18 protein-coding genes are annotated in these 21,867 nt (G+C 38.3%); 5 read left to right on the top strand and 13 right to left on the bottom strand.

Annotated features, from left to right (window positions below; all coding sequences use genetic code 11):
* The first annotated feature begins 5 nt into the window (after positions 1-5).
* Entirely contained in the window at positions 6-1,139 is a 1,134-nt protein-coding gene (locus ACJVDH_RS01635) for a glycoside hydrolase family 18 protein (RefSeq protein WP_443945834.1), read from the top strand.
* A gap of 24 nt (positions 1,140-1,163) precedes the next feature.
* Here ACJVDH_RS01635 and ACJVDH_RS01630 read toward each other — a convergent pair whose 3' ends face one another.
* The 3 genes from ACJVDH_RS01630 to ACJVDH_RS01620 all read right to left on the bottom strand — a co-directional run bounded on the left by ACJVDH_RS01630 (position 1,164) and on the right by ACJVDH_RS01620 (position 4,517).
* Positions 1,164-2,036 carry an alpha/beta hydrolase gene (locus ACJVDH_RS01630; protein WP_443945833.1) on the bottom strand — a complete coding sequence of 291 codons (873 nt, stop codon included), beginning with the start codon at positions 2,034-2,036 and terminating at the stop codon, positions 1,164-1,166.
* Between the two features lie 45 nt (positions 2,037-2,081).
* Positions 2,082-3,156, bottom strand: a protein-coding gene (gene prfB, locus ACJVDH_RS01625; RefSeq protein ID WP_443945832.1) for a peptide chain release factor 2 whose coding sequence is annotated in 2 segments (ribosomal slippage) — positions 2,082-3,095 and positions 3,097-3,156 — 1,074 coding nt in all. Because the reading frame shifts where the segments join, the coding sequence is not laid out codon by codon here.
* A 56-nt stretch (positions 3,157-3,212) separates the two neighbouring features.
* A complete protein-coding gene (locus tag ACJVDH_RS01620; protein ID WP_443945831.1) occupies positions 3,213-4,517 on the bottom strand; it encodes an amidohydrolase in 1,305 nt (434 codons plus the stop codon).
* A 166-nt stretch (positions 4,518-4,683) separates the two neighbouring features.
* Here ACJVDH_RS01620 and pgi point away from each other — a divergent pair, with 166 nt between their 5' ends.
* The 4 genes from pgi (at position 4,684) to ACJVDH_RS01600 (ending at position 10,605) form a co-directional block, all read left to right on the top strand.
* Positions 4,684-6,330: a glucose-6-phosphate isomerase gene (pgi, locus tag ACJVDH_RS01615; protein ID WP_443945830.1), complete on the top strand. Its 1,647-nt coding sequence runs from the start codon at positions 4,684-4,686 to the stop codon at positions 6,328-6,330.
* Between the two features lie 127 nt (positions 6,331-6,457).
* Positions 6,458-7,771 carry a M16 family metallopeptidase gene (locus tag ACJVDH_RS01610; RefSeq protein ID WP_443945829.1) on the top strand — a complete coding sequence of 438 codons (1,314 nt, stop codon included), beginning with the start codon at positions 6,458-6,460 and terminating at the stop codon, positions 7,769-7,771.
* A 33-nt stretch (positions 7,772-7,804) separates the two neighbouring features.
* Positions 7,805-9,883 (top strand): insulinase family protein, encoded by a 2,079-nt coding sequence (locus ACJVDH_RS01605; RefSeq protein ID WP_443945828.1) that lies wholly within the window; start codon positions 7,805-7,807, stop codon positions 9,881-9,883.
* Positions 9,884-10,074: 191 nt separating this feature from the next.
* Positions 10,075-10,605: a DUF4251 domain-containing protein gene (locus ACJVDH_RS01600; protein ID WP_443945827.1), complete on the top strand. Its 531-nt coding sequence runs from the start codon at positions 10,075-10,077 to the stop codon at positions 10,603-10,605.
* Positions 10,606-10,638: 33 nt separating this feature from the next.
* On the opposite strand, the gene ACJVDH_RS01595 is transcribed toward ACJVDH_RS01600, so the two are convergent.
* The 10 genes from ACJVDH_RS01595 to secA form a co-directional block, all read right to left on the bottom strand.
* Positions 10,639-11,718: a glutaminyl-peptide cyclotransferase gene (locus ACJVDH_RS01595; RefSeq protein ID WP_443945826.1), complete on the bottom strand. Its 1,080-nt coding sequence runs from the start codon at positions 11,716-11,718 to the stop codon at positions 10,639-10,641.
* Positions 11,696-12,061 carry a YraN family protein gene (locus ACJVDH_RS01590; protein WP_443945825.1) on the bottom strand — a complete coding sequence of 122 codons (366 nt, stop codon included), beginning with the start codon at positions 12,059-12,061 and terminating at the stop codon, positions 11,696-11,698. The genes ACJVDH_RS01595 and ACJVDH_RS01590 overlap by 23 nt, the downstream gene beginning before the upstream one ends.
* A 48-nt stretch (positions 12,062-12,109) precedes the next feature.
* On the bottom strand, positions 12,110-14,086 hold the full coding sequence (dnaG, locus tag ACJVDH_RS01585) for a DNA primase (protein ID WP_443945824.1): 1,977 nt from the start codon (positions 14,084-14,086) through the stop codon (positions 12,110-12,112).
* 163 nt (positions 14,087-14,249) lie between these two features.
* Positions 14,250-14,849, bottom strand: coding sequence for an SGNH/GDSL hydrolase family protein (locus tag ACJVDH_RS01580; protein WP_443945823.1), 600 nt, complete (start codon positions 14,847-14,849; stop codon positions 14,250-14,252).
* Between the two features lie 113 nt (positions 14,850-14,962).
* Positions 14,963-15,904, bottom strand: coding sequence for a hypothetical protein (locus ACJVDH_RS01575; RefSeq protein WP_443945822.1), 942 nt, complete (start codon positions 15,902-15,904; stop codon positions 14,963-14,965).
* Positions 15,905-15,984: 80 nt separating this feature from the next.
* On the bottom strand, positions 15,985-17,169 hold the full coding sequence (locus ACJVDH_RS01570) for a M20 metallopeptidase family protein (RefSeq protein WP_443945821.1): 1,185 nt from the start codon (positions 17,167-17,169) through the stop codon (positions 15,985-15,987).
* Entirely contained in the window at positions 17,156-17,596 is a 441-nt protein-coding gene (locus ACJVDH_RS01565; protein ID WP_443945820.1) for an SPOR domain-containing protein, read from the bottom strand. The genes ACJVDH_RS01570 and ACJVDH_RS01565 overlap by 14 nt, the downstream gene beginning before the upstream one ends.
* Before the next feature lie 118 nt (positions 17,597-17,714).
* Positions 17,715-17,852, bottom strand: coding sequence for a hypothetical protein (locus tag ACJVDH_RS01560; protein WP_443945819.1), 138 nt, complete (start codon positions 17,850-17,852; stop codon positions 17,715-17,717).
* Positions 17,853-18,008: 156 nt separating this feature from the next.
* Entirely contained in the window at positions 18,009-18,236 is a 228-nt protein-coding gene (locus ACJVDH_RS01555; protein WP_443945818.1) for a hypothetical protein, read from the bottom strand.
* A gap of 119 nt (positions 18,237-18,355) precedes the next feature.
* Entirely contained in the window at positions 18,356-21,655 is a 3,300-nt protein-coding gene (gene secA, locus ACJVDH_RS01550) for a preprotein translocase subunit SecA (protein WP_443945817.1), read from the bottom strand.
* Between the last annotated feature and the right edge of the window lie 212 nt (positions 21,656-21,867).

Below are 21,867 nucleotides of genomic sequence, written 5' to 3'. Positions count from 1 at the left end.
CAATCGTGCAGAAAATCATCCCACACTTTTCTATTTCAACCGTAATTGCTTTACTGTCTTTTATTTTAATTTTCGATACTCCTGCGCATGCACAACAAACTTCCAAACCAAATGTAATTGCCTATTATACAGGAAATGGAACCGAAATTGATAAATATCCGATAGAAAAATTGAGCCATTTGATTTACAGTTTCGGGCATTTAAAAGGTGATAGTATGTATATTCATACCGCAAAAGATTCTGCATTGATTGCTCAAATGGTTGGCCTGAAAAAGAGAAATCCTGAATTAAAAATTATGTTGGCCATGGGCGGCTGGAGCGCTTGCCCAAATTGTTCTGAGGTATTTAGCCGCGCGAAGGGGCGCGAAACCTTTGCCAAAACAACTAAAAGTTTACTTGATTTTTTTCATGCCGATGGGATTGATATCGATTGGGAATATCCTGCAGTTGAAGGTTATCCAGGCCATCTTTATACTGTAGAAGACAAATTCCATTTTACAGCTTTAATTAAAGAGTTGCGCAAAACGCTTGGTAAAAAAGCTGAAATTAGTTTTGCTGCAGGCGGAAGTAAAAACTGTATAGATTCTTGTTTTGAATGGAAAAAAGTTATGCCATTGGTAGATCGGGTTAACCTTATGAGCTACGATTTGGTCAATGGATATGCAACAATAAGCGGACATCATACACCTTTGTTCTCTACTCCTGAGCAAAAATTATCTGCAGATTATGCCATTAAAGAAATGATTGCATATGGTGTTCCAAAAGCTAAAATTGCTTTGGGTGCCGCATTTTACGCAAAGGTTTTCACCAACACTACTGAATCCAACAATGGACTTTATCAACCCACAAAATACTCTTACGGCACGTCATTTCGTAATTTCACAAAGGATTTTTCTACTGAAAAAGGCTTCAAATACTATTGGGATGATGTAGCCAAAGCACCATATTTTTATAATGCGGAAACCAAAACCATAGCATCTTTTGACGATGCCAAATCTCTTGCCTTCAAAACCAATTATGTAATTGATAATAAGCTAAATGGCATTATGTTTTGGGAATTAAATGATGATACGTATACAGATGGCCTTTTAGATGCTATTGATTTGACAATAAAAGCATCTAAAACATCAGATAAGTAGCAAAAATTTCTTTTTCCGCATGGATTAGAAGTTTTCTTTTTTCATCCAGGCACTTAACAAATTAAACCAATCTACATCAGAGGTTTTGTTTTTAAGTCCGAAACCATGTCCGCCATTTTCATACAAATACAATTCGGTAGCTACATTTTCTTTTTTAAGCGCATCATTAAACAAAATACTGTTTGCAACCGGAACAGTTTTATCGTCTTTGGCGTGCACCAAAAACGTTGGCGGTGTTTTTTTGGTAATATTTTGATTGGCCGAAAAATAATGTTTTAATGAATCTGAAGGATTTGGACCCAACAGGTTTTTCATGGTTCCGGTGTGCACAGATTCTTCGAAACTAATTACCGGATAAATCAATACACCAAAATCAGGTCTTAAACTAATTTTTTTCGATTCTGTAATTTTCACATCACTGTAATGGGTGAGTAAAGTAGACGCAAAATGCCCGCCGGCAGAAAAGCCCATTATGCCAATCTTGTTTGTTTTAATTCCATATTTCCGGGCATCTCTACGCACGAGATAAATAGCTTGCTGAGCATCTTGCAATAAAGCAAAAGTTTTATCTGCCATAATTTCATCGCTCGGCAACCTATATTTCAATACAAATGCTGCAACACCAATTTCATTAAAACGTTTGGCAACATTGTATCCCTCATGGTTAATTGCCAGAATGGAATATCCACCGCCCGGACAAATAATTACAGCTGTTCCGGTAGCTTTATCGGCTGGCGCCGGAAAATAGGTTAAGGTAGGGACAGTTACTTTTGAAATTCTTTCTACACCATCTCCACCAGTATCAGATTTCTCTTTATAGGTTTCAGAGGTTTTTGCACCTGGCACATCATTCGCGTACAAGGGGATGATTTGCTGCGCATTAGATTGTGATGCCATAAATAAAAAGAGAGAAAAAAGAATTGTCCTTACCATAATTTAAACTTAAAATTCCATTAAATATGCTTTTAAAAAATCGTTAATCTCGCCATTCAAAACTGCATCCGGATTAGATGTCTGGAAATTTGTGCGGTGATCTTTAACGCGACGATCATCCAAAACATAACTTCTAATTTGCGAACCCCACTCTATTTTCTTTTTAGAACCTTCTACCGCCGCAATGGCTTCATTGCGTTTGCGTTCTTCGATCTCATACAATTGCGATTTTAACAGGCGAATTGCATTTTCTTTATTTTGCAGCTGCGAGCGTGATTCTTGATTTTTGATTATAATACCCGATGGTTTGTGATACAAACGAACTGCTGTTTCAACTTTGTTTACATTTTGTCCGCCGGCACCGCCAGCTCTAAATGTCTCAAATTCAATGTCTCCGGGATTGATATCAATCTCGATACTGTCGTCAACAAGAGGATATACATAAACAGAAGCGAAAGAGGTGTGTCTGCGTGCGTTAGAATCAAATGGAGAAATTCGCACCAAACGATGAACACCGTTTTCGCCTTTCAGATATCCATAAGAAAATTCCCCGTCAAACTGAAGCGTTACGGTTTTAATACCGGCAACATCACCTTCCTGACTATCTTGTTCGGTAATCTTATATCCGTTTTTCTCGCCCCACATTAAATACATTCGCATCAGCATACTTGCCCAATCGCAACTTTCAGTACCACCGGCTCCTGCAGTAATTTGCATTACGGCAGAAAGCTGATCTTCTTTATTGCGCAGCATATTTTTAAGTTCAAGATCTACAACAGCTTGTTTACTGATCTCGAACTGATCTTCCATCTCTGCTTCCGAGGCATCTCCGGATTGAAAAAACTCATACAATACTACAGCATCTTCTACTGCACTATTGGTTTGTGTAAAACCATCAGTCCATTTCTTTTTGCTGCTAATTTGCGCGAGTATTTTTTCGGCTTTTTTTGGATCGTCCCAAAAATCGGGGGCCATGGTCAGTTTTTCTTCTTCCCGAATTTCATAAAGGAGCTCTTCAACGTCAAAGATACCTCCTCAGGGACTCTACTCTGTCCCTTAAATCCTGCAATTGCTCTTTGGTCATAAATGCAAATATATAGAATTTCGGCTTTTACTACGAATGTCTACATGGCTGCAGACTTATTTCTTTAATGCCATATAATCCAGCGTCAAATTGCTCAGCAGTTTAACTCCAAGAATGAAGCCACTTTCATCCAGGTAAAAATCCGGCGTATGGTGTGACGGAGCCTGAAGCGGATTTTGTTCTTTTGGCATTCCACCAAGAAAAACAAACAATCCCGGTACTTTTTCCTGAAAGAATGAGAAATCTTCAGCACCTGTAACCGGAGGTCTGAGTTTTACATGCGCTTTCCCAGCAGTTGCCTGCATACTTGGCAGCATTTTTTCTGTCAGCTGAACATTATTAAAAGTAACCGGGTAATGGTTGCTGTAGGGAATTTTAATTTCGGCAGTAGCGCCACCAGCTTCGGCAGTTTTAGTTACGATAGTTTTAATACGGTTGATGAACATTTTCTCATCTTCTGCACTAAAGTTGCGCACTGTACCAAGCATTTCAACTTTCTCAGGAATAATATTTGAGCGTACACCTCCAACAATGGAACCAATGGTAACCACGCCGGGATTTTCTGTAACATTCAGATTTCTGCTCACGATGGTTTGCAGATTATTAACAATTTGTGCGGAAATCACAATTGGATCTATACTGCTCCAGGGATATGCGCCGTGGGCCTGTTTTCCTTTGATGGTGATTTTCATATCATTTACAGCAGCCATTGTGCCGCCGGGTTTGTATGTCACATCGCCTGCTGCCGTCTGAGAATTAATGTGAAGGCCAAATATTGCATCAACTTTTGGATTTTCCAGCACCCCCTCTTTAATCATCAGTGCCGCTCCGCCCTCTTCTCCTTCTGGTGCGCCTTCTTCTGCGGGCTGAAAAATAAACTTTACTGTTCCCTGAATGTCTTTTTTCATCGAAGCCAACACTTCTGCCACCCCCATCAAGATGGCAACGTGACTATCATGGCCACAAGCATGCATGACACCTACCTCCTGTCCATTATATTGGGTTTTTACCTTAGATGCAAAAGGAACATCAACCCTTTCTGTGACGGGTAAACCATCCATATCTGCACGGAGTGCAACAACGGGCCCTGGTTTACCACCTTTCAATACACCTACCACTCCGGTTTTTGCGACTCCTGTTTGCACATCTATCCCCAATGACTGCAGGTGTTTGGTAATTATTCCTGCGGTACGAAATTCGTTATTTCCAAGCTCAGGATGTTCATGAAAATCTCGCCGCCAGGATATTACTTTCTGCTCTAAAGCATCGGCCTTTTTGGAAACTGAAGTTCTTAAATCAGATTTTTGTGCGAAAGATTGAAGCGCAATTATAGACAATAGCGAAAGGTAAATTTTCTTCATGTAGGTGAGTTTAGGTTGAGATGATTATAAAAATAGAAAATAAATTGCAATAACAGTTTGAGCAATCCAAATGGATTAACGAAACCAACTTTACTTTAATAATTTTTGAACATTAAAAAGACAGAAGTAAACGTTCCCTTTATTACTTTTACAAAAATTGAAAACTATGTTGCCTAAAATAAATTTCACAGAAACTGAAGCCTATAAGTATTTGGCTGACCATTTTATTGACATCAATCAGAAAAGTATTAAAGATTTATTTGCTGATGATGCGGACCGTTTCAATAAATTTTCGCTCATTTTCGAAGATATTCTACTGGATTACAGCAAAAACAGGATCAACGATGAAACGCTTGCTTTACTCATGCAACTTGCACGCGAGTGTAAATTGGATGAAGCGATAAAAGCAATGTACTCTGGCGATAAAATCAACGAAACTGAAGACCGCGCCGTACTTCATATTGCTTTACGTAACCTAAGTGGCACACCAATTTTTTCTGACGGAAAAGATGTTATGCCAGAAGTTAATGCTGTGTTGGCTAAAATGGAAAAATTCAGTAACGCCATTATCTCCGGAAGCTGGAAAGGTTACACCGGTAAAGCAATTACTGACGTAGTGAATATTGGTATCGGAGGATCAGATCTGGGTCCGGTGATGGTTACCGAGGCGTTAAAACACTATAAAAACCACCTGAATATCCATTTCGTATCCAATATTGACGGTACGCATATTGCGGAAACACTTAAAAATCTGGATGCCGAAACTACTTTATTTTTGGTCGCATCTAAAACCTTTACCACTCAGGAAACCATGACCAATGCACATTCTGCACGCACATGGTTTTTAGATAGTGGCGCTCAGGAAGCGGATATTGCAAAACACTTTGCTGCTTTATCTACAAATGCAAAAGATGTTTCTGCATTTGGAATTGATACAGAAAACATGTTTGAATTTTGGGATTGGGTAGGCGGCCGTTACTCGCTTTGGAGTGCAATTGGCTTATCTATTTCATTAAGCATCGGTTTCGATAATTTTAAACAATTGCTTGCCGGCGCACATGCAGCAGACAATCATTTCAAAACAGCAGAATTTGAAAGCAATATTCCGGTAATTTTGGGTTTACTTGGCGTTTGGTACATCAACTTTTACAATGCAGAAACGCAGGTGATTTTACCTTACGATCAATACATGCATCGCTTTGCGGCGTACTTTCAACAGGGCGATATGGAAAGTAACGGAAAACATGTAGACCGGAATGGCAATGAGGTAGATTATGAAACCGGACCAATCATTTGGGGTGAACCTGGTACAAATGGCCAACATGCCTTTTATCAGCTGATTCATCAAGGTACACGTATCATTCCGGCAGATTTCATCGCACCGGCACAAAGTTTAAATCCACTTGGCGATCATCATCCAATTTTATTGTCTAATTTCTTCGCACAAACGGAGGCTTTAATGAATGGTAAAACCGATGAAGAAGTAACCGCAGAACTGAAAAAAGACGGAAAATCTGATGAGGAAATTGCAACGCTAGCACCATTTAAAGTTTTCGAAGGCAACAGGCCAACCAATTCTATTTTACTTAAAAAGGTAACACCTTACACGTTGGGTAGTTTAGTAGCCATGTACGAGCATAAAATTTTTGTGCAAGGTATAATCTGGAACATCTTTAGTTTTGATCAATGGGGTGTAGAACTGGGCAAACAACTTGCAAAGAAAATCTTACCAGAATTGGAAGGAGATAACGATGTAACCAGTCATGATTCTTCTACCAACGGTTTAATTAACCAATACAAAAACTGGAGATAATCTTCAAAACACATAAAAAAACTCTTAGGCGAACGATTGTTCGCCTTTTTTGTAACATATTGTCTAATTTAGGAACTAATAAAATAGTTACTTTCAGACTAAATATTAACTATATCTTTTATTCAAAATGAAAAGAAAATTCCTTTTAACAATGGCCCTCTCCGGATTTTGTATCGGTACTTTTGCCCAGAAAGTACAATTTACAGAATACGATTTAGACAATGGTCTGCATGTAATTCTCCATCAAGATAAAAGCGCACCTGTTGTTGCGGTTTCTGTAATGTACCACGTAGGTTCTAAAAACGAAGAAACCCAACGCACCGGTTTTGCGCATTTCTTTGAGCACCTTCTTTTTGAAGGTACTGACAATATCAAAAAAGGGGAGTTCATGAAAATTGTGAGCAGCAACGGCGGACAAAACAATGCCAACACCTCGCAAGACAGAACCTTTTATTATGAGGTTTTCCCATCTAATCAATTGGAATTGGGTTTATGGCTGGAAAGCGAAAGAATGTTGCATCCTGTAATTAACCAACAAGGTGTAAAAACACAGAACGAAGTGGTTAAAGAAGAAAAAAGATTGCGTATAGACAATTCTCCTTACGGGAAATTTACCGAAAAAATATTTACCCACTTGTTTGATGGTCATCCGTATCGCTGGCAACCAATTGGTTCAATGGAACATTTAGATGCTGCAAAGCTGGAAGAGTTTATCGCTTTCTTTAAAAAATATTACGTACCAAATAATGCCGTATTAACCATCGCAGGTGATATTGATGTAAGTAAAACCAAAGGCCTGGTAAATTCTTATTTTTCTGAAGTGCCAAAAGGTGCGCCAGTTGAACACAAAAAATATGACCTTGCACCAATAACCAAAGAAGTTATTGACACCGCTTACGATGCAAATATTCAGATTCCGGCCATCTTTGCTGCTTATCGTGTTCCTGGTATGGAAAGCCGAGACAGTAAAGTTCTGGGCATGATCAGTACAATTTTGTCTGGTGGTGGCAGCTCCAGATTGAGTACCAAAATGGTTGATGAAAAGAAAACCGCACTTCAGGTGGCGGCATTCAACTATTCTCTTGAAGATTATGGCGCATATATCACTTTAGCACTTCCGAACAAAAACACTCCGTTAAATGATCTATTAACAGATATTGATGCAGAGGTTGTCCGTTTACAAACCGACCTGATTAGTGAAACAGAATACAAAAAACTGCAGAATCAATTCGAAAACAGTTATGTAAGTGCAAACAGTAAAATGTTGGGCGTGGCAGAAAATTTAGCTAATGGCTATACTTTCCATCATAAAGATACAGACGATATCAATAAAGAACTGGATGTAATAAAATCCATTACCCGCGAAGAAATAAGAGATGTTGCCAAAAAATATCTCAATAAAAATCAACGCGTGGTATTGTATTACTTACCAAAGAAATAACAACTGTTTGCATTCATATCAATTATCAACATCATGAAAAAATTATTTTTTATCGCTGCAGTTGCTTTATGTACCCAAAGTATCTCAGCACAAACCATAGATCGTACACATCAACCCAAACCCGGACCAGCGCCTGTAATCACCATTGGTGATCCTGTAATATATATGCTGGCCAATGGCATCACAGTTCTGGTTGTAGAAAACCATAAATTGCCAAAAGTATCTGCCAGTTATAGTATTGACGCGGGTCCAATTACCGAAGGCTCTAAAGCTGGTGTACTAAGTTTAATGGGCAGTATGTTAAATGAAGGTACAACCACCAAAACTAAAGCACAATTTGATGAAGCTGTAGACCAACTTGGCGCAGATGTTGGTGCATCTGCACGCGGCGGTTCTGCATCTGCTTTAACCAGATATTTTCCGCAGGCTTTCGCCTTAATGGCTGAAGCGATACGCAAACCGTCGTTCCCGGAAAGTTCATTTGAGAAATTAAAATCTCAAACTTTAACCGGACTGAAATCGAATGAGAAAAGTGCGAAAGCAATTTCTTCCCGCGTGGTTAATGCGCTTACGTATGGAATCAATCATCCATCAGGTGAGTTTACAACTGAGGCGTCTATCAACAGTATTACGTTGAATGATGTTAAAGCCATTTATCAAAAATACATCACACCGTCAAGAGGATATTTAACTTTTGTTGGTGATATTAAACCTGCAGATGCAAAAGCATTGGCAGAAAAAGCCTTCGGCGATTGGAAAGGAACAGCCTTAACATTGCCAACTTTGGCGAAGGTAAACAACCCAGCAAAAACTGAAGTTGATGTCGTAAACGTTAGCAACGCCGTACAATCAGAAATCACAGTAGTGAATCTGATTGATTTGCCCATGAGCAATCCAGATTATTTTGCGGTATTATTGGCCAATCAAATTTTAGGTGGTGGTTCTGATGGCAGATTATTCCTAAATCTGCGCGAAAAGCATGGTTTTACTTATGGCGCATATTCTAGCGCTGGTGCCGGGCGTTTTCAATCTACATTCTCTGCAACAGCAGCCGTTCGGAATGAGAAAGTGGATAGCGCAGTTGTTGAATTTCTAAACGAAATCAATAAAATCCGCACAGAAAAAGTAACTGCTGAAGAACTACAAAATGCGAAGAATCTATATAACGGATCTTTTGCACTGGGACTGGAAAATCCGGCACGAACGGCTTCTTTTGCCAGCAGCATTCTCATCAATGGTTTGCCTAAAGATTTCTACCGCACGTATCTTCAAAAAATTAATGCCGTAACAACGGATGACATTTTACGTGTAACCAAAAAATATTTCAATCATGACAATACGCGTGTTGTAGTTGTTGGAAATACCGATGCATTTACTGCCGGACTTAAAAAATCTGGTTTTAATGTTTTACCGTTCGACAATTATGCAAGTCCGGTAAAAGCAACCAGTACTTCTGCTGTACCAACTAAAACGGTGAATCAAATATTTACAGATTATATTACCGCACTTGGCGGAGAAGCTGCTTTGAAAAAAGTAAATTCTATAAACCAAACTGCAGAAGCTGAAGTACAAGGAGCAAAATTGGCGTTAAGCACCAAAAAACTGGCACCTAATTTAAGTAGCACAGAAGCGAGCATGATGGGACAGACCGTTATGAAGCAGGTATTTAATGGAACAACTGGTTACATGATGCAAGGCGGACAGAAAAAAGAACTTGGTGCAGATGATACCGCAGAGGCAAAAACAGAAAAAAGAATATTTAGTATTTTAGATTATGCTACTGATGGCACAAAAACGGAACTTGCCGGAACCACTACTTTAGGTACAGAACAAGCATATAAAGTTGTAGTAACACAAGTTAGCGGCAAGAAGAAAGTTCAATACTTCAGTGCCAGATCTGGTTTATTGCTTAAAGAGGAAAGAACAATGAATCAGCAAGGCACAGAAATCACTCAGATTTTCGAATTTGCAGATTATAAGAAAGTTGGTGACGTTATGTTTCCATTTGCTATAACGCAAACCATGCAAAGCCAAATGGGTTCTCAAACTTTAAATATCGTTGTTAAGGATATTAAAGTAAATTCTGAATTGAAAGCAACGGATTTTAATTAAAATCGACTAATTGCAATTAAAACCGCCATAACTTCTGTTGTGGCGGTTTTTTTTTATGGTGTGAGATGAGTGGAACCTCATCCTGCCGTAATTTGGATACAAAGCAGTAAATTTATGCTCCGGGCAAGAATCTCTTATGGAATTTAAAGAACCTCGGCATCTTTACTTTGTTATAAACAAAAAGCAACACGATGAAACATTTAAAATCTCTATTCAGCATAGCATTGATTCTGATTGCTGCGCATACTTTTGCACAAACAGATGTCCAAACTACTTCCAGAATTGTACAGGATAAACAGTATACTTTTGTTGCAAATTCTGCAATGCCTTTATCCAATAATGATGTTAGTGCTATTTTAAACCGAATGCCCGGATCAACCGGTGGTTCTGTAATCAATTTAAGCGGACAGCAATACGATCTTAAAGTAACCAAAGATAGTTTGGTTGCGTATCTACCATTTTACGGTCGGTCATTTAATGCGCCTTATAACCCATCAGAAGGTGGGATAAAATTTACCTCGAAAGATTTCACTTATAAAGAGTCAAAAAACAAAAAAGGAACATATACCATCCAGATGAATACTAAAGATCTGAAGCGCGAAAATTATATGCTTACGCTAACCATTACAACTACCGGTTATGCAACTTTAACTGCAAGCAGCGTAAATAAACAAGCGATTTTTTTTAATGGCTATCTGGATGAACCTGCCAAAAAAGACTAAATAAAAAACCCAGCTTAGGCTGGGTTTTTTATTTTATTTCCTGATTAACTGAATTTCAAAAAGATGTGGCCATTTTTTCCCGGTTACGAATAAACGTTTGCCGGCTTTATCGTAAGCAATTCCATTAAGAACGTTGTTTGCCCTTGCCTCTTCATTCTGGAAATAATTTTCGGGCAATAAACCTTTTAAATCAATCCGGCCTTCTACAGCTCCACTTTTAGGATCAATAATAACAATTGTATTGGTTGTGTAGATATTGGCGTAAATTTTACCCTCTATAATTTCCAGTTCATTCAGATTATCAATCTGACCTTTGTTATCGAAAACATCAATTGAACCGATTTTAGAATAGTTGTTTTTATCCAGAAAATAAATGGTGTTTGAACCATCTGTAGTTAGGATCTTTTCTCCATCAAAAGCCAGCCCCCAGCCTTCTCTGCCCACTGTATAGGGAAATTCCGATTGTTTCTTCAATGTATTTTTATCGTACACGAAACCTACCTTTTCTTTGTACGTAAGCTGAACAATTTTATCACCTACCACAGTCATTCCTTCTCCAAAATATTGTTTATCCAATTCCGTTTTCTGAAGAATTTTGCCAGTGTTCAACTCTACTTTTCTTAAACTGGAATGGCCATAATCGCCTGCACTTTCATATAAAAAACCATCGTGGTATTCTAAACCTTCTACATAAGAAGCGGTATCATGCGGAAGCGTTTTTATGATTTTGTAGGTATATTCTTCCGGGCTGTTTGCTGCAAGTACATTAATATTCGATGTAAGTTCATCTGCTTCTGCACCGGAGTAAATTCTGGCGGTAAGCAAATGGTTCCCAAGTTTCCAGCCATTTGTTTTTACTTCTATCGATGTTGTGTCGGTTGTAGAAGCAATTTTAGTGGTATCTATCAGGTAAACTACAGAATCTACTTTTTTTTCGCTACCAAACAGCAACTTGAGTTCAAAGGCTTTGCCTGACGAAATATTTTGTCCTATTAACGGCGAAATAAAGCTTCTGTACGTACTTGCTTTATCATCCTTACACGCAGCAATTGCGCTGATTACCAAAATTGGCAGAATGTATTTTATGGTTTTAATCTTGTGGCCAAAAAGCATCTTCTATGTGTTTTAATGTATATTGGTTTTCTTTATTAAATAATATGGAGACGATATCAAATCGGATTTCATTTTGATGATCCATCAATTCGATATAGGCAAGAGAAGCAATCTCCATCTGTTTTTGTTTGGCGAGGCTAACAAAATCTTCTGGCTCACCAAAAGCGCTGGAAGTCCTGCTTTTAACTTCAACGAAAATTATTTTCCGATCGATATAGGCAATCAGATCAATTTCTGCTTTTCCATGTACCCAGTTTTCATCCAGTATTTCATAACCCTGGTTTTCTAAATACAATCTGGCGATTTCTTCTCCTTTTTTACCCAATTCATTGTGTTGTGCCATCTTAAACTTCACTCAAAATGTCAATATCATGGAGAGGAAACACCGAATCTATTTTACGATAACGGATCCCAGAAATTTCGAAATCTCTCTTTCTACACCTTTAATTACGCCATAGCGTTGCATTAAAATCATCTGGTTATCGGCGTCTGTCTCTTCTTTAATCTCTTTGAGCAAATTAACCAAAATCTTATCTACTTTACGTTTTTTGAGGTGAAAAATACCGCCCAGAATTGTCGCTTTTAAATTCATGGTTTCATCTTTCACATAAATAAGGTGTTTATTTAGCCAGTTTTCGCTCAACGCATACGGCGATGTAGACAGCGTAATCGCCAGATCTGCAATATCACGATCCTGATGTTTAATGAAATGATTCGCTGTTGGCAATCGTCCGTTGTCAATCTCGCTTTTGTAATAGTCGATAATTTGTTTACAGATTTTATTTTCAAACTCTACATCGGCAAGATTTTGCATCACAAAAGAACCGATATACATATCATCTATTTTATCCCAGTTCACGAGCTCGTGGCCGTAAGCAAGTAGTAACCGGACGATTTCCTTTTCCTGATTCTCATCGGCTTCTACAGGCGCTGCTGTATGTCCGCCTGGCCCGGCTTGATCGTCCCACAAATCATCTGGCGGACCAAGTGGTTCTGGTGGTCCGCCACCGAATGCCGGATTGCCATAATTTGTTTTATTGTTATTGTCGTAGTTTTTTTTGCCTTTTGAGGCGCGCATTTTATTCAGTTCGGTTAATAAAATGCGTTCTTCAATTTCGAGCAAACTGCTGCTTTCACGTACAAAAACAGACGCTTTTATCGGATCTGGAATTTTAGAAATACTTTCAACAATATCGCGGATAATACCTGCACGTTTTATCGGATCTGTGCCGGCTTCTTTAAGTAGAACATTTGCTTTATACAGGATAAAATCTTTTCGGTTTTGCTCTATATACGATTTAAAAGCACCCGCACCTACATGGTGCATATACGAATCCGGATCATGACCATCGGGGAATGAAACAATTTTCACATTCAAACCTTCTTCCAGGATCATATCCAATCCGCGTAAAGAAGCTTTTATTCCGGCGGCATCTCCATCAAAAAGAATGGTTATATTTTGAGTAAAACGCCCGATAAGTTTGATCTGTTCTGTAGTTAAGGATGTTCCGGACGAAGCGACTACATTTTCTACGCCAGCCTGATGAACCGAAAGTACATCGGCATAACCTTCTGCGAGATAACAATTATCCAGATCGCGAATGGCTTTTTTAGCATGAAACAAACCGTATAAAACATTCGATTTGTGGTAGATTTCGCTCTCTGGTGAATTTACATATTTAGGAACATTTTTATCGGTTTTTAGTGTTCGCCCACCAAAACCGATCACTCTACCTGTAAAATTATGGATTGGAAACATTACACGCCCACGAAAACGGTCGTATATTTTTCCTTTTTCATTTTTGATGGATAGACCCGTTTTTTCCAGTAACTCTATTTTGTGCCCAGCATTTGTCGCACTATTGGTTAAAGCTTCCCAAATGTCGGGAGAGTATCCAACCTCAAATTTTTTAAGGATATCTTCCCGGAAACCACGTTCCTTGAAATAGCTGAGTCCAATTCCCTTCCCTTCGTCGGTCTCCCAAAGTTGTTTAACAAAAAATGTTGACGCAAACTGTGAAACAATATACAGGCTTTCTTTGGCATTTTGCGCTTCAGTATTTTGAGGAGAAAGTTCGGCTTCTTCTACTTCAATATTGTATTTATTGGCAAGGAATTTTAAAGCCTCCGGATAGGAATACTTTTCATGATCCATAATAAAGCGGACAGAATCTCCTCCTTTTCCACAGCCGAAACACTTGTAGATACCTTTTGTTACCGAAACGTGAAATGATGGCGTCTTTTCTCCATGGAAAGGACAATTGCCAATTAAGCTGGTACCGCGCTTTTTTAAATGCACAAAATCTCCCACTACCTCCTCAATCCGGGCGGTATCCATTATCTTATCTATCGTTTCGCGATTTATCATTCTTAATTTTCAATAGTATTTTCTTCTGTTCGCAATGACGACAGAGTACAAAATCCGTCATTGCGAGGAGGAACGACGAAGCAATCTCTCATGCCTGACTTTTTCACAAAGATTGCTTCACTCCAATCCTCAACCTAACGCTTCCGTTCGCAATGACGAATTTTTACTTTATTAAAGGCAATAAATGATCGGCAACCAATTTATTTCCATTCTCATTCAAATGTACCCGATCGCCAGTCAGTATTCCTTTTTCAACATCTGCGGTGTTGTTTTCATGTTCATAATCCGTAAAAATTTTTCGCAAGTCGCAAACAGGCAATTGATTTTTAGCAGCCAATTGTCTGATACCTTCTGCGTATTTATCGAGTTCAGCATCCAGATCATTTCCGCCGTTTTTCTTTTCACCAATAACCGAAGGGGTGCAAAGAATTACTTTACTTCCCACACCTTGAATTTTATTAATCATTGCCTGATAAAATTTCAGAAACTTATCATAATCTGTTCCGGTGTGCGAGGACTGTTTATGCCATACGTCGTTAATGCCAACATAAATAACCACAACATCCGGCTTTTTATTCAGTACATCATCTTCCATCCGTAAGTACAAATCATACACTTTGTTGCCGCCAATGCCGGCACCAGAAAACTCGTACTGTGTTGAATCTAAACTTTTCTTAATTAACGTAACGTATCCATTTTTGGAAACGCCTTGCTGAGTAATCGAATCGCCGAAAAATATAACGCGTTTTGGTTTATAACTCATCGACATTAAAAAAATTAAACATGGAATAAGAATTAAAAACTTTAGGGAAAACAAATTTTTCATTATTGAGATATTTAGGGTGTAGTTAAAGATAAAAAATTAACGCGACAACCTTATTTCCCTACCTGATAATCTTTATGTAGCACCATAAAACTGGCACGTTCTTCTTTTTTAAACGGTATATTCCAATTGCCTTGGTATGTGATCTTAGTTGGCAATTTGTCATCGCCAAAGTAACCCATTTCTATATTCATCTGCACATCAAAATCGAACAGCATATTGCTGTATTTCATATCTACGTACCGGCCAAGAATATTGAAATTTCTTTTGTCAAAAATGGTCACCAATTCTTTAATCATGATTCCGTCTTTGGTCCACTTACTTAAATCAGGTTTTACCAAAACTTTAAACCGATAAACCGGAATAGAATCCAGGTAGGTTCCTGAAGCAAAACTATAATCATAATACTGCCTCATATTAGCCGTAAAAATTTCTGTCTTACTTCCTATGAATGGAATCCCTTTTACAGGTCTGCCGGGATTAAAAATTAAGGTTTTCAGCTTGTCTTTATATCCTTCATTTGTTCCGCCGCCTTTACCGTTATCCATTGGGGCATTCGGCACAAAATCGGCACTGTAGGCGTTCATAAAAATATAATCAAACATTTCTACGGTGTACAGTTGGTACTTGCCATTCTTTTTAAACATCTTACCGGTATCTTGTTTAACCAGATATTCAATTTTATTGGGGCCACTGTTGCGGTGCCTAATTTTCCGGTAAATTTTTCCGCTTACTTTATTTTTTTTGTCGTATGTAAAAATGCGGTTCTCTGCAATAAAACTGTATCGTTTCATATCTCTAAAAGATTGATAAAACGACGTGTCGCTTATAATTTTATTGATAAAGGTTTCAACATTTAGTTTCTCGGCTTTAATATTTACGGTCGAGTCTAAAGTGATTGTTTTTAACGTATCGGGATTAAAACGTTCAATTTTTTGAGCATAGCCCTCAAAGAAAAAAAGAGCTAGAGAAATACAAATGATTATTTTTTTCATTTAAAACCGATAGACAAAGAAATGATGCAAATTGAATAATGCGCCAGACGATTGAACTTACATCTGGCGCGAAAATAGATTTAATTGCCCAGCTGTTTTAGTGCAATATAAGCCATTAAGCCTGTAGATATTTTTAAAGCATCTTCATCAATATCAAACTTTGGCGTGTGTACAGAGTATTGTGTATCCTTTGCTGCATTGCCGGTACCCAAACGGTAAAAACATGCATCTGTAACCTGAGAATAGAAAGAAAAATCTTCTGCAGCCATCCAAATATCCAGATCAACTACATTTTCTTTCCCAAGAAAATCTTCTGCAAAACTTCTGGCATTGGCGGTCAGTTTTTCTTCATTAATTAAAAACGGATAACCTTTATGAATATCGAAATGGCAACTTCCACCCATGCTTTCGGCGATACCTTCGGCCATTTTCTTCATGCGCAAATGTGCATCTGCACGCCATTCTTCATCTAATGTTCTAAATGTTCCTTCTATCTTAACTTCGTTCGGGATAATATTTGTAGCCCCGTTTGCATTCACTTTTCCAAAAGATAAAACAGACGGAATCCTTGGATCTGCATTGCGACTAACAATTTGTTGCAAAGCGATAATGATGTGCGATGCGATTACTACTGGATCTATATTTTGATGTGGTTGCGCACCATGGCCGCCTTTCCCGGTTACCGTTACATACAGTTCATCTGCAGATGCCATGTAAATGCCAGAGCGAAAACCAACTTTACCAGCATCGATCATTGGCATAACGTGTTGGCCAACGATGTATTGCGGTTTTGGATTTTCCAATACGCCTTCTTTTATCATAATACTTGCTCCACCCGGAATCAGTTCTTCTGCAGGTTGAAAAATCAACTTAATTGTTCCGCCAAACTCATCTTTCATCTGGTTTAAGATAAATGCCGTACCCAATAAAGAAGAGGTATGTACATCGTGCCCGCAGGCATGCATTACGCCCTGGTTTTTTGATCGGTAGGGTTTATCGCTATCTTCATGAATAGGTAAAGCATCCATATCGCCACGCAGAGCGATGATTTTATCCGAAGGCAAGTTTCCTTTAATTAAACCTACAACACCTGTATTGGCGCAACTGCTAAACTCTATACCCCATTTTTTTAATTTATCCTGTACAAATAACGACGTTTCAAATTCTTTAAAAGACAGTTCTGGATGCGCATGTAAATGCTGACGATAAGATACAATTTCATTAAATATCTCGGCAGCAAGTTCTTTGATTTTATTTTTGATCATTGGTTGTGGTATCTAAAATTGGTGCATTGATTTTTTCCCTGAAAATGAATAAGGTAGGAAAAGTTGGGCGAAGCTCGTTCATTAAACGTTGTGCTTCTATACGTGTACGAAAATCGCCCACGCGTACATAGTAATTGGGCTCCTTGTAAGTTATGTAAGAATTGAGTTTCGGGTAGCCCGACTTAAATCTTGCTTGCTGACTGAATACTTCGCGCCGGTCTGATCCATAAAAGATCTGAACACGGTAACCGAATGAAGATACAATGGGTTTATTGGATTTCACCTCGCCAGTTGAACGGTAAACTTCTATTCTTTTAGCGATCAAACTATCAATCAGCGGATCTTTGTTTACAATTACTTCTCCCTTTTGTGCGAAAGCAACCGCAGAAAAGAAGAAAGCCAGAATACAAGTAAATGTTATTTTCATGTGTTTTAAGATATCGGCACTATTCAACGAACCATCGTTTCTGCCATTCGGGAAAGGTGCTACAACAAAAATGCCGAACTTTCACAAAATTCGGCATTCTTTACGGGTTGTGCAAATGTCAATCATTCTTAATCTCAATCGGTAATTTATCCGGATTTAGATTTGTCGGCCAAATTGTGTGCACAACGAGGTGAATATCATCAGACTCATAGAAAATGATGTAATCTAATACAATTAAGCCTCTTATCTTTTCCATTGAAGTTTTTGTTCCTATTTCTGGAAACTTCTTAAGAAGTTTTTAATTCTTTCTGAAAAAGTTTATACAATTTTGCCGAATATTTTTTGCTTCCATTTCTGTTCGCATAAAACTCAAGAATTAAGTAAAGCCTAATTTTAGCTTTATGAGACTAAATTATTTTCTTAGCCATAAATCAATTTCATCATCGAGCATTGCCTGCTCCATAAACAAACCATTATTAATTTGTTCTTGGGATGAAGTGATTTCTACTTTCTGTTCGGGTGATAGATTTAAAATATTGCTTTTTAATTCCTGATTAATACTAGTAATACCAAATTCTTTTAGAACCTGTTTTACTATTAAACTTTTATCATCTGGAATTTTAATCAACAATGTTTCCATATATCAAAAACACTAAATTACAAGGAAAATGTGTATAATCAAACGGATCAAATTTCTCTATACAAAAAAGCCCTGGCAATTGCCAGGGCTTCGATATTATAGTAACTAATATAATCTTATTAACTCGCGCCGTGGCAGTTTTTATATTTTTTGCCACTACCGCACGGACAAGGCTCATTGCGGCCTATTGTTGCTTCTTTGCGAACAGGTTGCTGAGGAAGTGCTTCTCTTGTATCACCAAATTCAATTCCTGGTTCTTCGCGGCCAAATTCCTGTTTTGTAGTTTGCAATTTTGGTTGTTTAACCGGCGCCGGAGCTTCCCTTACTTGTTCAGGATCTTGCTGAACCGGAATTCCACCTTTATATAAGAAACTTACAACTTCTTTATTTACTGCATTCAACATGTTTTTAAACAAATTGAAAGCTTCCATTTTATAAATTACCAATGGATCTTTTTGCTCATAAACCGCATTCTGAACAGACTGTTTTAACTCGTCCATTTCGCGTAAATGCTCTTTCCAGCTTTCGTCAATTAAAGCTAAAACAATGGTTTTCTCGAAAGCGCGAACCACTTCTCTGCCTTTATTATCGATTGCCTTTTTAAGGTCTACCGCAACTTGTATACCGCGAATACCGTCTGTAAAAGGAACAACAATCTGTTCGATGTGTTGACCTCTTTCATCGTATACCTGGGTTAATACAGGTAAAGATTGTGCAATGATAGCTTCAGATTTACGGTTGTAAAAAGCTTCTGCCTCTTCAAACAAACGCTCTGTTAACTGAGTGATGTTTGTAGAAGAAAAATCTTTCTCGGTTATTGCTGTATCTACAGAAAAGTTTTTGATTACTTCCAGTTTGAAACCTTCGTAATTTGCTTCTTCTTTATATTCTGTAACGATATCTTCAGCAACATCAAAAACCATATTGTTCATGTCTACATCTAAACGCTCACCAAACAAGGCATTTTTACGTTTCGCATAAATAACAGTACGTTGAGAGTTCATTACATCATCGTATTCCAATAAACGTTTACGAATACCGAAGTTATTTTCTTCAACTTTTTTCTGTGCACGTTCAATAGATTTGGTAATCATAGAGTGCTGAATGACTTCGCCATCTTCGATTCCCATACGAACCATAATGCTTGCAATACGCTCAGAACCGAATAAACGCATTAGGTTATCTTCAAGTGAGACGAAAAACTGAGAAGAACCCGGATCGCCCTGACGACCTGCACGACCGCGTAACTGGCGATCGACACGACGAGATTCATGACGTTCTGTACCCACAATAGCCAAACCGCCTGCATCTTTTACGCCGGCACCCAATTTGATATCGGTACCACGACCTGCCATATTTGTTGCAATAGTTACTGTTCCGGCCTGACCAGCTTCGGCAACAATATCTGCCTCTTTCTGGTGCATCTTCGCATTTAACACGTTGTGTTTAATTCCGCGAAGTTTCAGCATACGGCTTAACAATTCAGAAATTTCTACAGAAGTTGTTCCCACCAAAACTGGGCGCCCAGCTTGGGTTAATTTTACAATTTCATCTGCAACGGCATTATATTTTTCGCGAACGGTACGATACACGTAATCTTGTTCGTCTTTTCTTGAAATTATTCTATTGGTTGGAATTTCTACAACGTCTAACTTATAAATAGACCAGAATTCTCCGGCTTCTGTAGTCGCTGTACCCGTCATACCGCAAAGTTTGTGGTACATACGGAAATAGTTTTGCAGCGTTACCGTTGCATAAGTTTGGGTAGCATCTTCTACTTTAACATTTTCTTTAGCCTCAATTGCCTGGTGTAAACCGTCTGAGTAACGACGGCCATCCATAATACGACCAGTTTGCTCATCAACAATTTTAATTTTGCCTTCGTCAATAATGTATTCAACATCAATTTCGAATAAAGTATAGGCTTTTAGCAATTGATTAACAGAGTGGATACGTTCTGCTTTTACAGAATAATCTCTCATTAATGCATCTTTGGTTCCAACTTTTTCTTCCATTGGAAGATCTGCTTTCTCCAATTCAGCAATTTCAGTACCTACATCCGGCAATACGAAAAATTGTGGATCTTCTCCCGATTGGGTAATCAATTCGATACCCTTTTCAGTTAGTTCAACCTGATTATTTTTTTCGTCTATATAGAAATAAAGTTCGGCATCTACCTTAGGCATGTTTTTAGATTGATCGGCCATGTAATGGTTTTCAACCTTTAATAACAATTGGCGAACGCCTTGCTCACTCAAGAATTTAATTAACGCTTTGTTTTTTGGCAAACCGCGGTATGCGCGTAATAAAGCCAATCCACCTTCGCCTTCTTCAGTTCCGTTGTTACCTGCATTGATGAGTTTTTTTGCATCATTCAATGCTTGAGTTACGTAAGCTTTTTGTGCATTTACCAAACGCTCGATACGTGGTTTCAGCTCATAAAACTCGTGTTGATCGCCGTGTGGAATAGGACCAGAAATAATTAATGGAGTACGGGCATCATCAATCAAAACAGAATCGACCTCATCTACCATCGCAAAATGTTGTTTACGCTGCACCAACTGATCTGGCGTTTGCGACATATTGTCACGCAGGTAATCGAAACCAAATTCATTATTGGTACCGTACGTTATATCTGCAGCATAAGCTTTTCTTCTCTCTTCAGAATTCGGTTCGTGCTTATCAATACAATCTACAGATAAACCATGAAATTCAAATAACGGACCGTTCCACTCACTATCCCTTCGCGCAAGGTAATCATTCACGGTAACGATGTGCACGCCTTGTCCGGCTAAAGCGTTCAAATATGCAGGCAAAGTACTTACAAGAGTTTTACCCTCACCCGTAGCCATCTCGGCAATTTTACCGCTGTGCAGAACAATACCACCAATTAACTGTACATCATAATGTACCATGTTCCACAGTACTTGCGTACCTGCGGCGTCCCAAGTATTTGCCCATTGTGCTTTATCGCCTACAATTTTCACATTGTTACGTCTGGCTGCATAATCGCGGTCAAATTGTGTTGCGGTTACTTCAAGAAATTCGTTTTCGCTTAATCTGCGCGAAGTTTCTTTGACTACAGCAAAAGCTTCAGGAAGCAATTCTAACAAAACCTTTTCAAGTTCCGCATCGCGTTCTTTACCTAAAGCATCTACCTGATCGTAAAGTGCCGTTTTTTGGTGAAGATCTAAATCTTCTGCTTCGGCATCAGATTTTAAAGCGGTAATTTTACCGTCAATATCACTTAGAAAAGCAGAAATCCGCCCTTTAAATTCAATTGTTTTTCCACGTAATTCATCATTACTAAGTGTAGAGAGCTTTGCGTAATGCTCATTTATTTTGCCAACCAGGGGCTGAATGGCTTTAATATCTCTTTCTGATTTACTTCCGAAAACCTTCGCTAAAAATCCTAACATTATATTTTAAATCGTATTTGTTATAAAAAAAACTGCTTGTTACAACAACCAAGCCATTGATTTGGCCAGGTCACTTTGGCAGTATGATGGGCTAAAATTAAGGATATATTTCATAATTGAATAGATATTAATAAGATAAAGATGATTTAATGTCTGATTGTGCAATTGATTGGAGACTTCCGGGCATTTAACGATACAATACGGCGCTGCAT

This window comes from Pedobacter terrestris, from assembly GCF_052343045.1.
In the GTDB taxonomy this organism is placed as follows: domain Bacteria; phylum Bacteroidota; class Bacteroidia; order Sphingobacteriales; family Sphingobacteriaceae; genus Pedobacter.
The sequence above is the reverse complement of the archived record's forward strand: the minus strand, read 5'-3'. Positions and strand labels throughout refer to the sequence as shown.

What these genes read in the sequence shown, in the direction of transcription:
- ACJVDH_RS01630 (WP_443945833.1), bottom strand. Translation starts at nt 2,036, where the DNA reads ATGGCATCACAATCTAATGCGCAGCAAATCATCCCCTTGTACGCGAAT.
- ACJVDH_RS01620 (WP_443945831.1), bottom strand. Translation starts at nt 4,517, where the DNA reads ATGAAGAAAATTTACCTTTCGCTATTGTCTATAATTGCGCTTCAATCT.
- pgi (WP_443945830.1), top strand. Translation starts at nt 4,684, where the DNA reads ATGTTGCCTAAAATAAATTTCACAGAAACTGAAGCCTATAAGTATTTG.
- ACJVDH_RS01610 (WP_443945829.1), top strand. Translation starts at nt 6,458, where the DNA reads ATGAAAAGAAAATTCCTTTTAACAATGGCCCTCTCCGGATTTTGTATC.
- ACJVDH_RS01605 (WP_443945828.1), top strand. Translation starts at nt 7,805, where the DNA reads ATGAAAAAATTATTTTTTATCGCTGCAGTTGCTTTATGTACCCAAAGT.
- ACJVDH_RS01600 (WP_443945827.1), top strand. Translation starts at nt 10,075, where the DNA reads ATGAAACATTTAAAATCTCTATTCAGCATAGCATTGATTCTGATTGCT.
- ACJVDH_RS01595 (WP_443945826.1), bottom strand. Translation starts at nt 11,718, where the DNA reads ATGCTTTTTGGCCACAAGATTAAAACCATAAAATACATTCTGCCAATT.
- ACJVDH_RS01590 (WP_443945825.1), bottom strand. Translation starts at nt 12,061, where the DNA reads ATGGCACAACACAATGAATTGGGTAAAAAAGGAGAAGAAATCGCCAGA.
- dnaG (WP_443945824.1), bottom strand. Translation starts at nt 14,086, where the DNA reads ATGATAAATCGCGAAACGATAGATAAGATAATGGATACCGCCCGGATT.
- ACJVDH_RS01580 (WP_443945823.1), bottom strand. Translation starts at nt 14,849, where the DNA reads ATGAGTTATAAACCAAAACGCGTTATATTTTTCGGCGATTCGATTACT.
- ACJVDH_RS01575 (WP_443945822.1), bottom strand. Translation starts at nt 15,904, where the DNA reads ATGAAAAAAATAATCATTTGTATTTCTCTAGCTCTTTTTTTCTTTGAG.
- ACJVDH_RS01570 (WP_443945821.1), bottom strand. Translation starts at nt 17,169, where the DNA reads ATGATCAAAAATAAAATCAAAGAACTTGCTGCCGAGATATTTAATGAA.
- ACJVDH_RS01565 (WP_443945820.1), bottom strand. Translation starts at nt 17,596, where the DNA reads ATGAAAATAACATTTACTTGTATTCTGGCTTTCTTCTTTTCTGCGGTT.
- ACJVDH_RS01560 (WP_443945819.1), bottom strand. Translation starts at nt 17,852, where the DNA reads ATGGAAAAGATAAGAGGCTTAATTGTATTAGATTACATCATTTTCTAT.
- ACJVDH_RS01555 (WP_443945818.1), bottom strand. Translation starts at nt 18,236, where the DNA reads ATGGAAACATTGTTGATTAAAATTCCAGATGATAAAAGTTTAATAGTA.
- secA (WP_443945817.1), bottom strand. Translation starts at nt 21,655, where the DNA reads ATGTTAGGATTTTTAGCGAAGGTTTTCGGAAGTAAATCAGAAAGAGAT.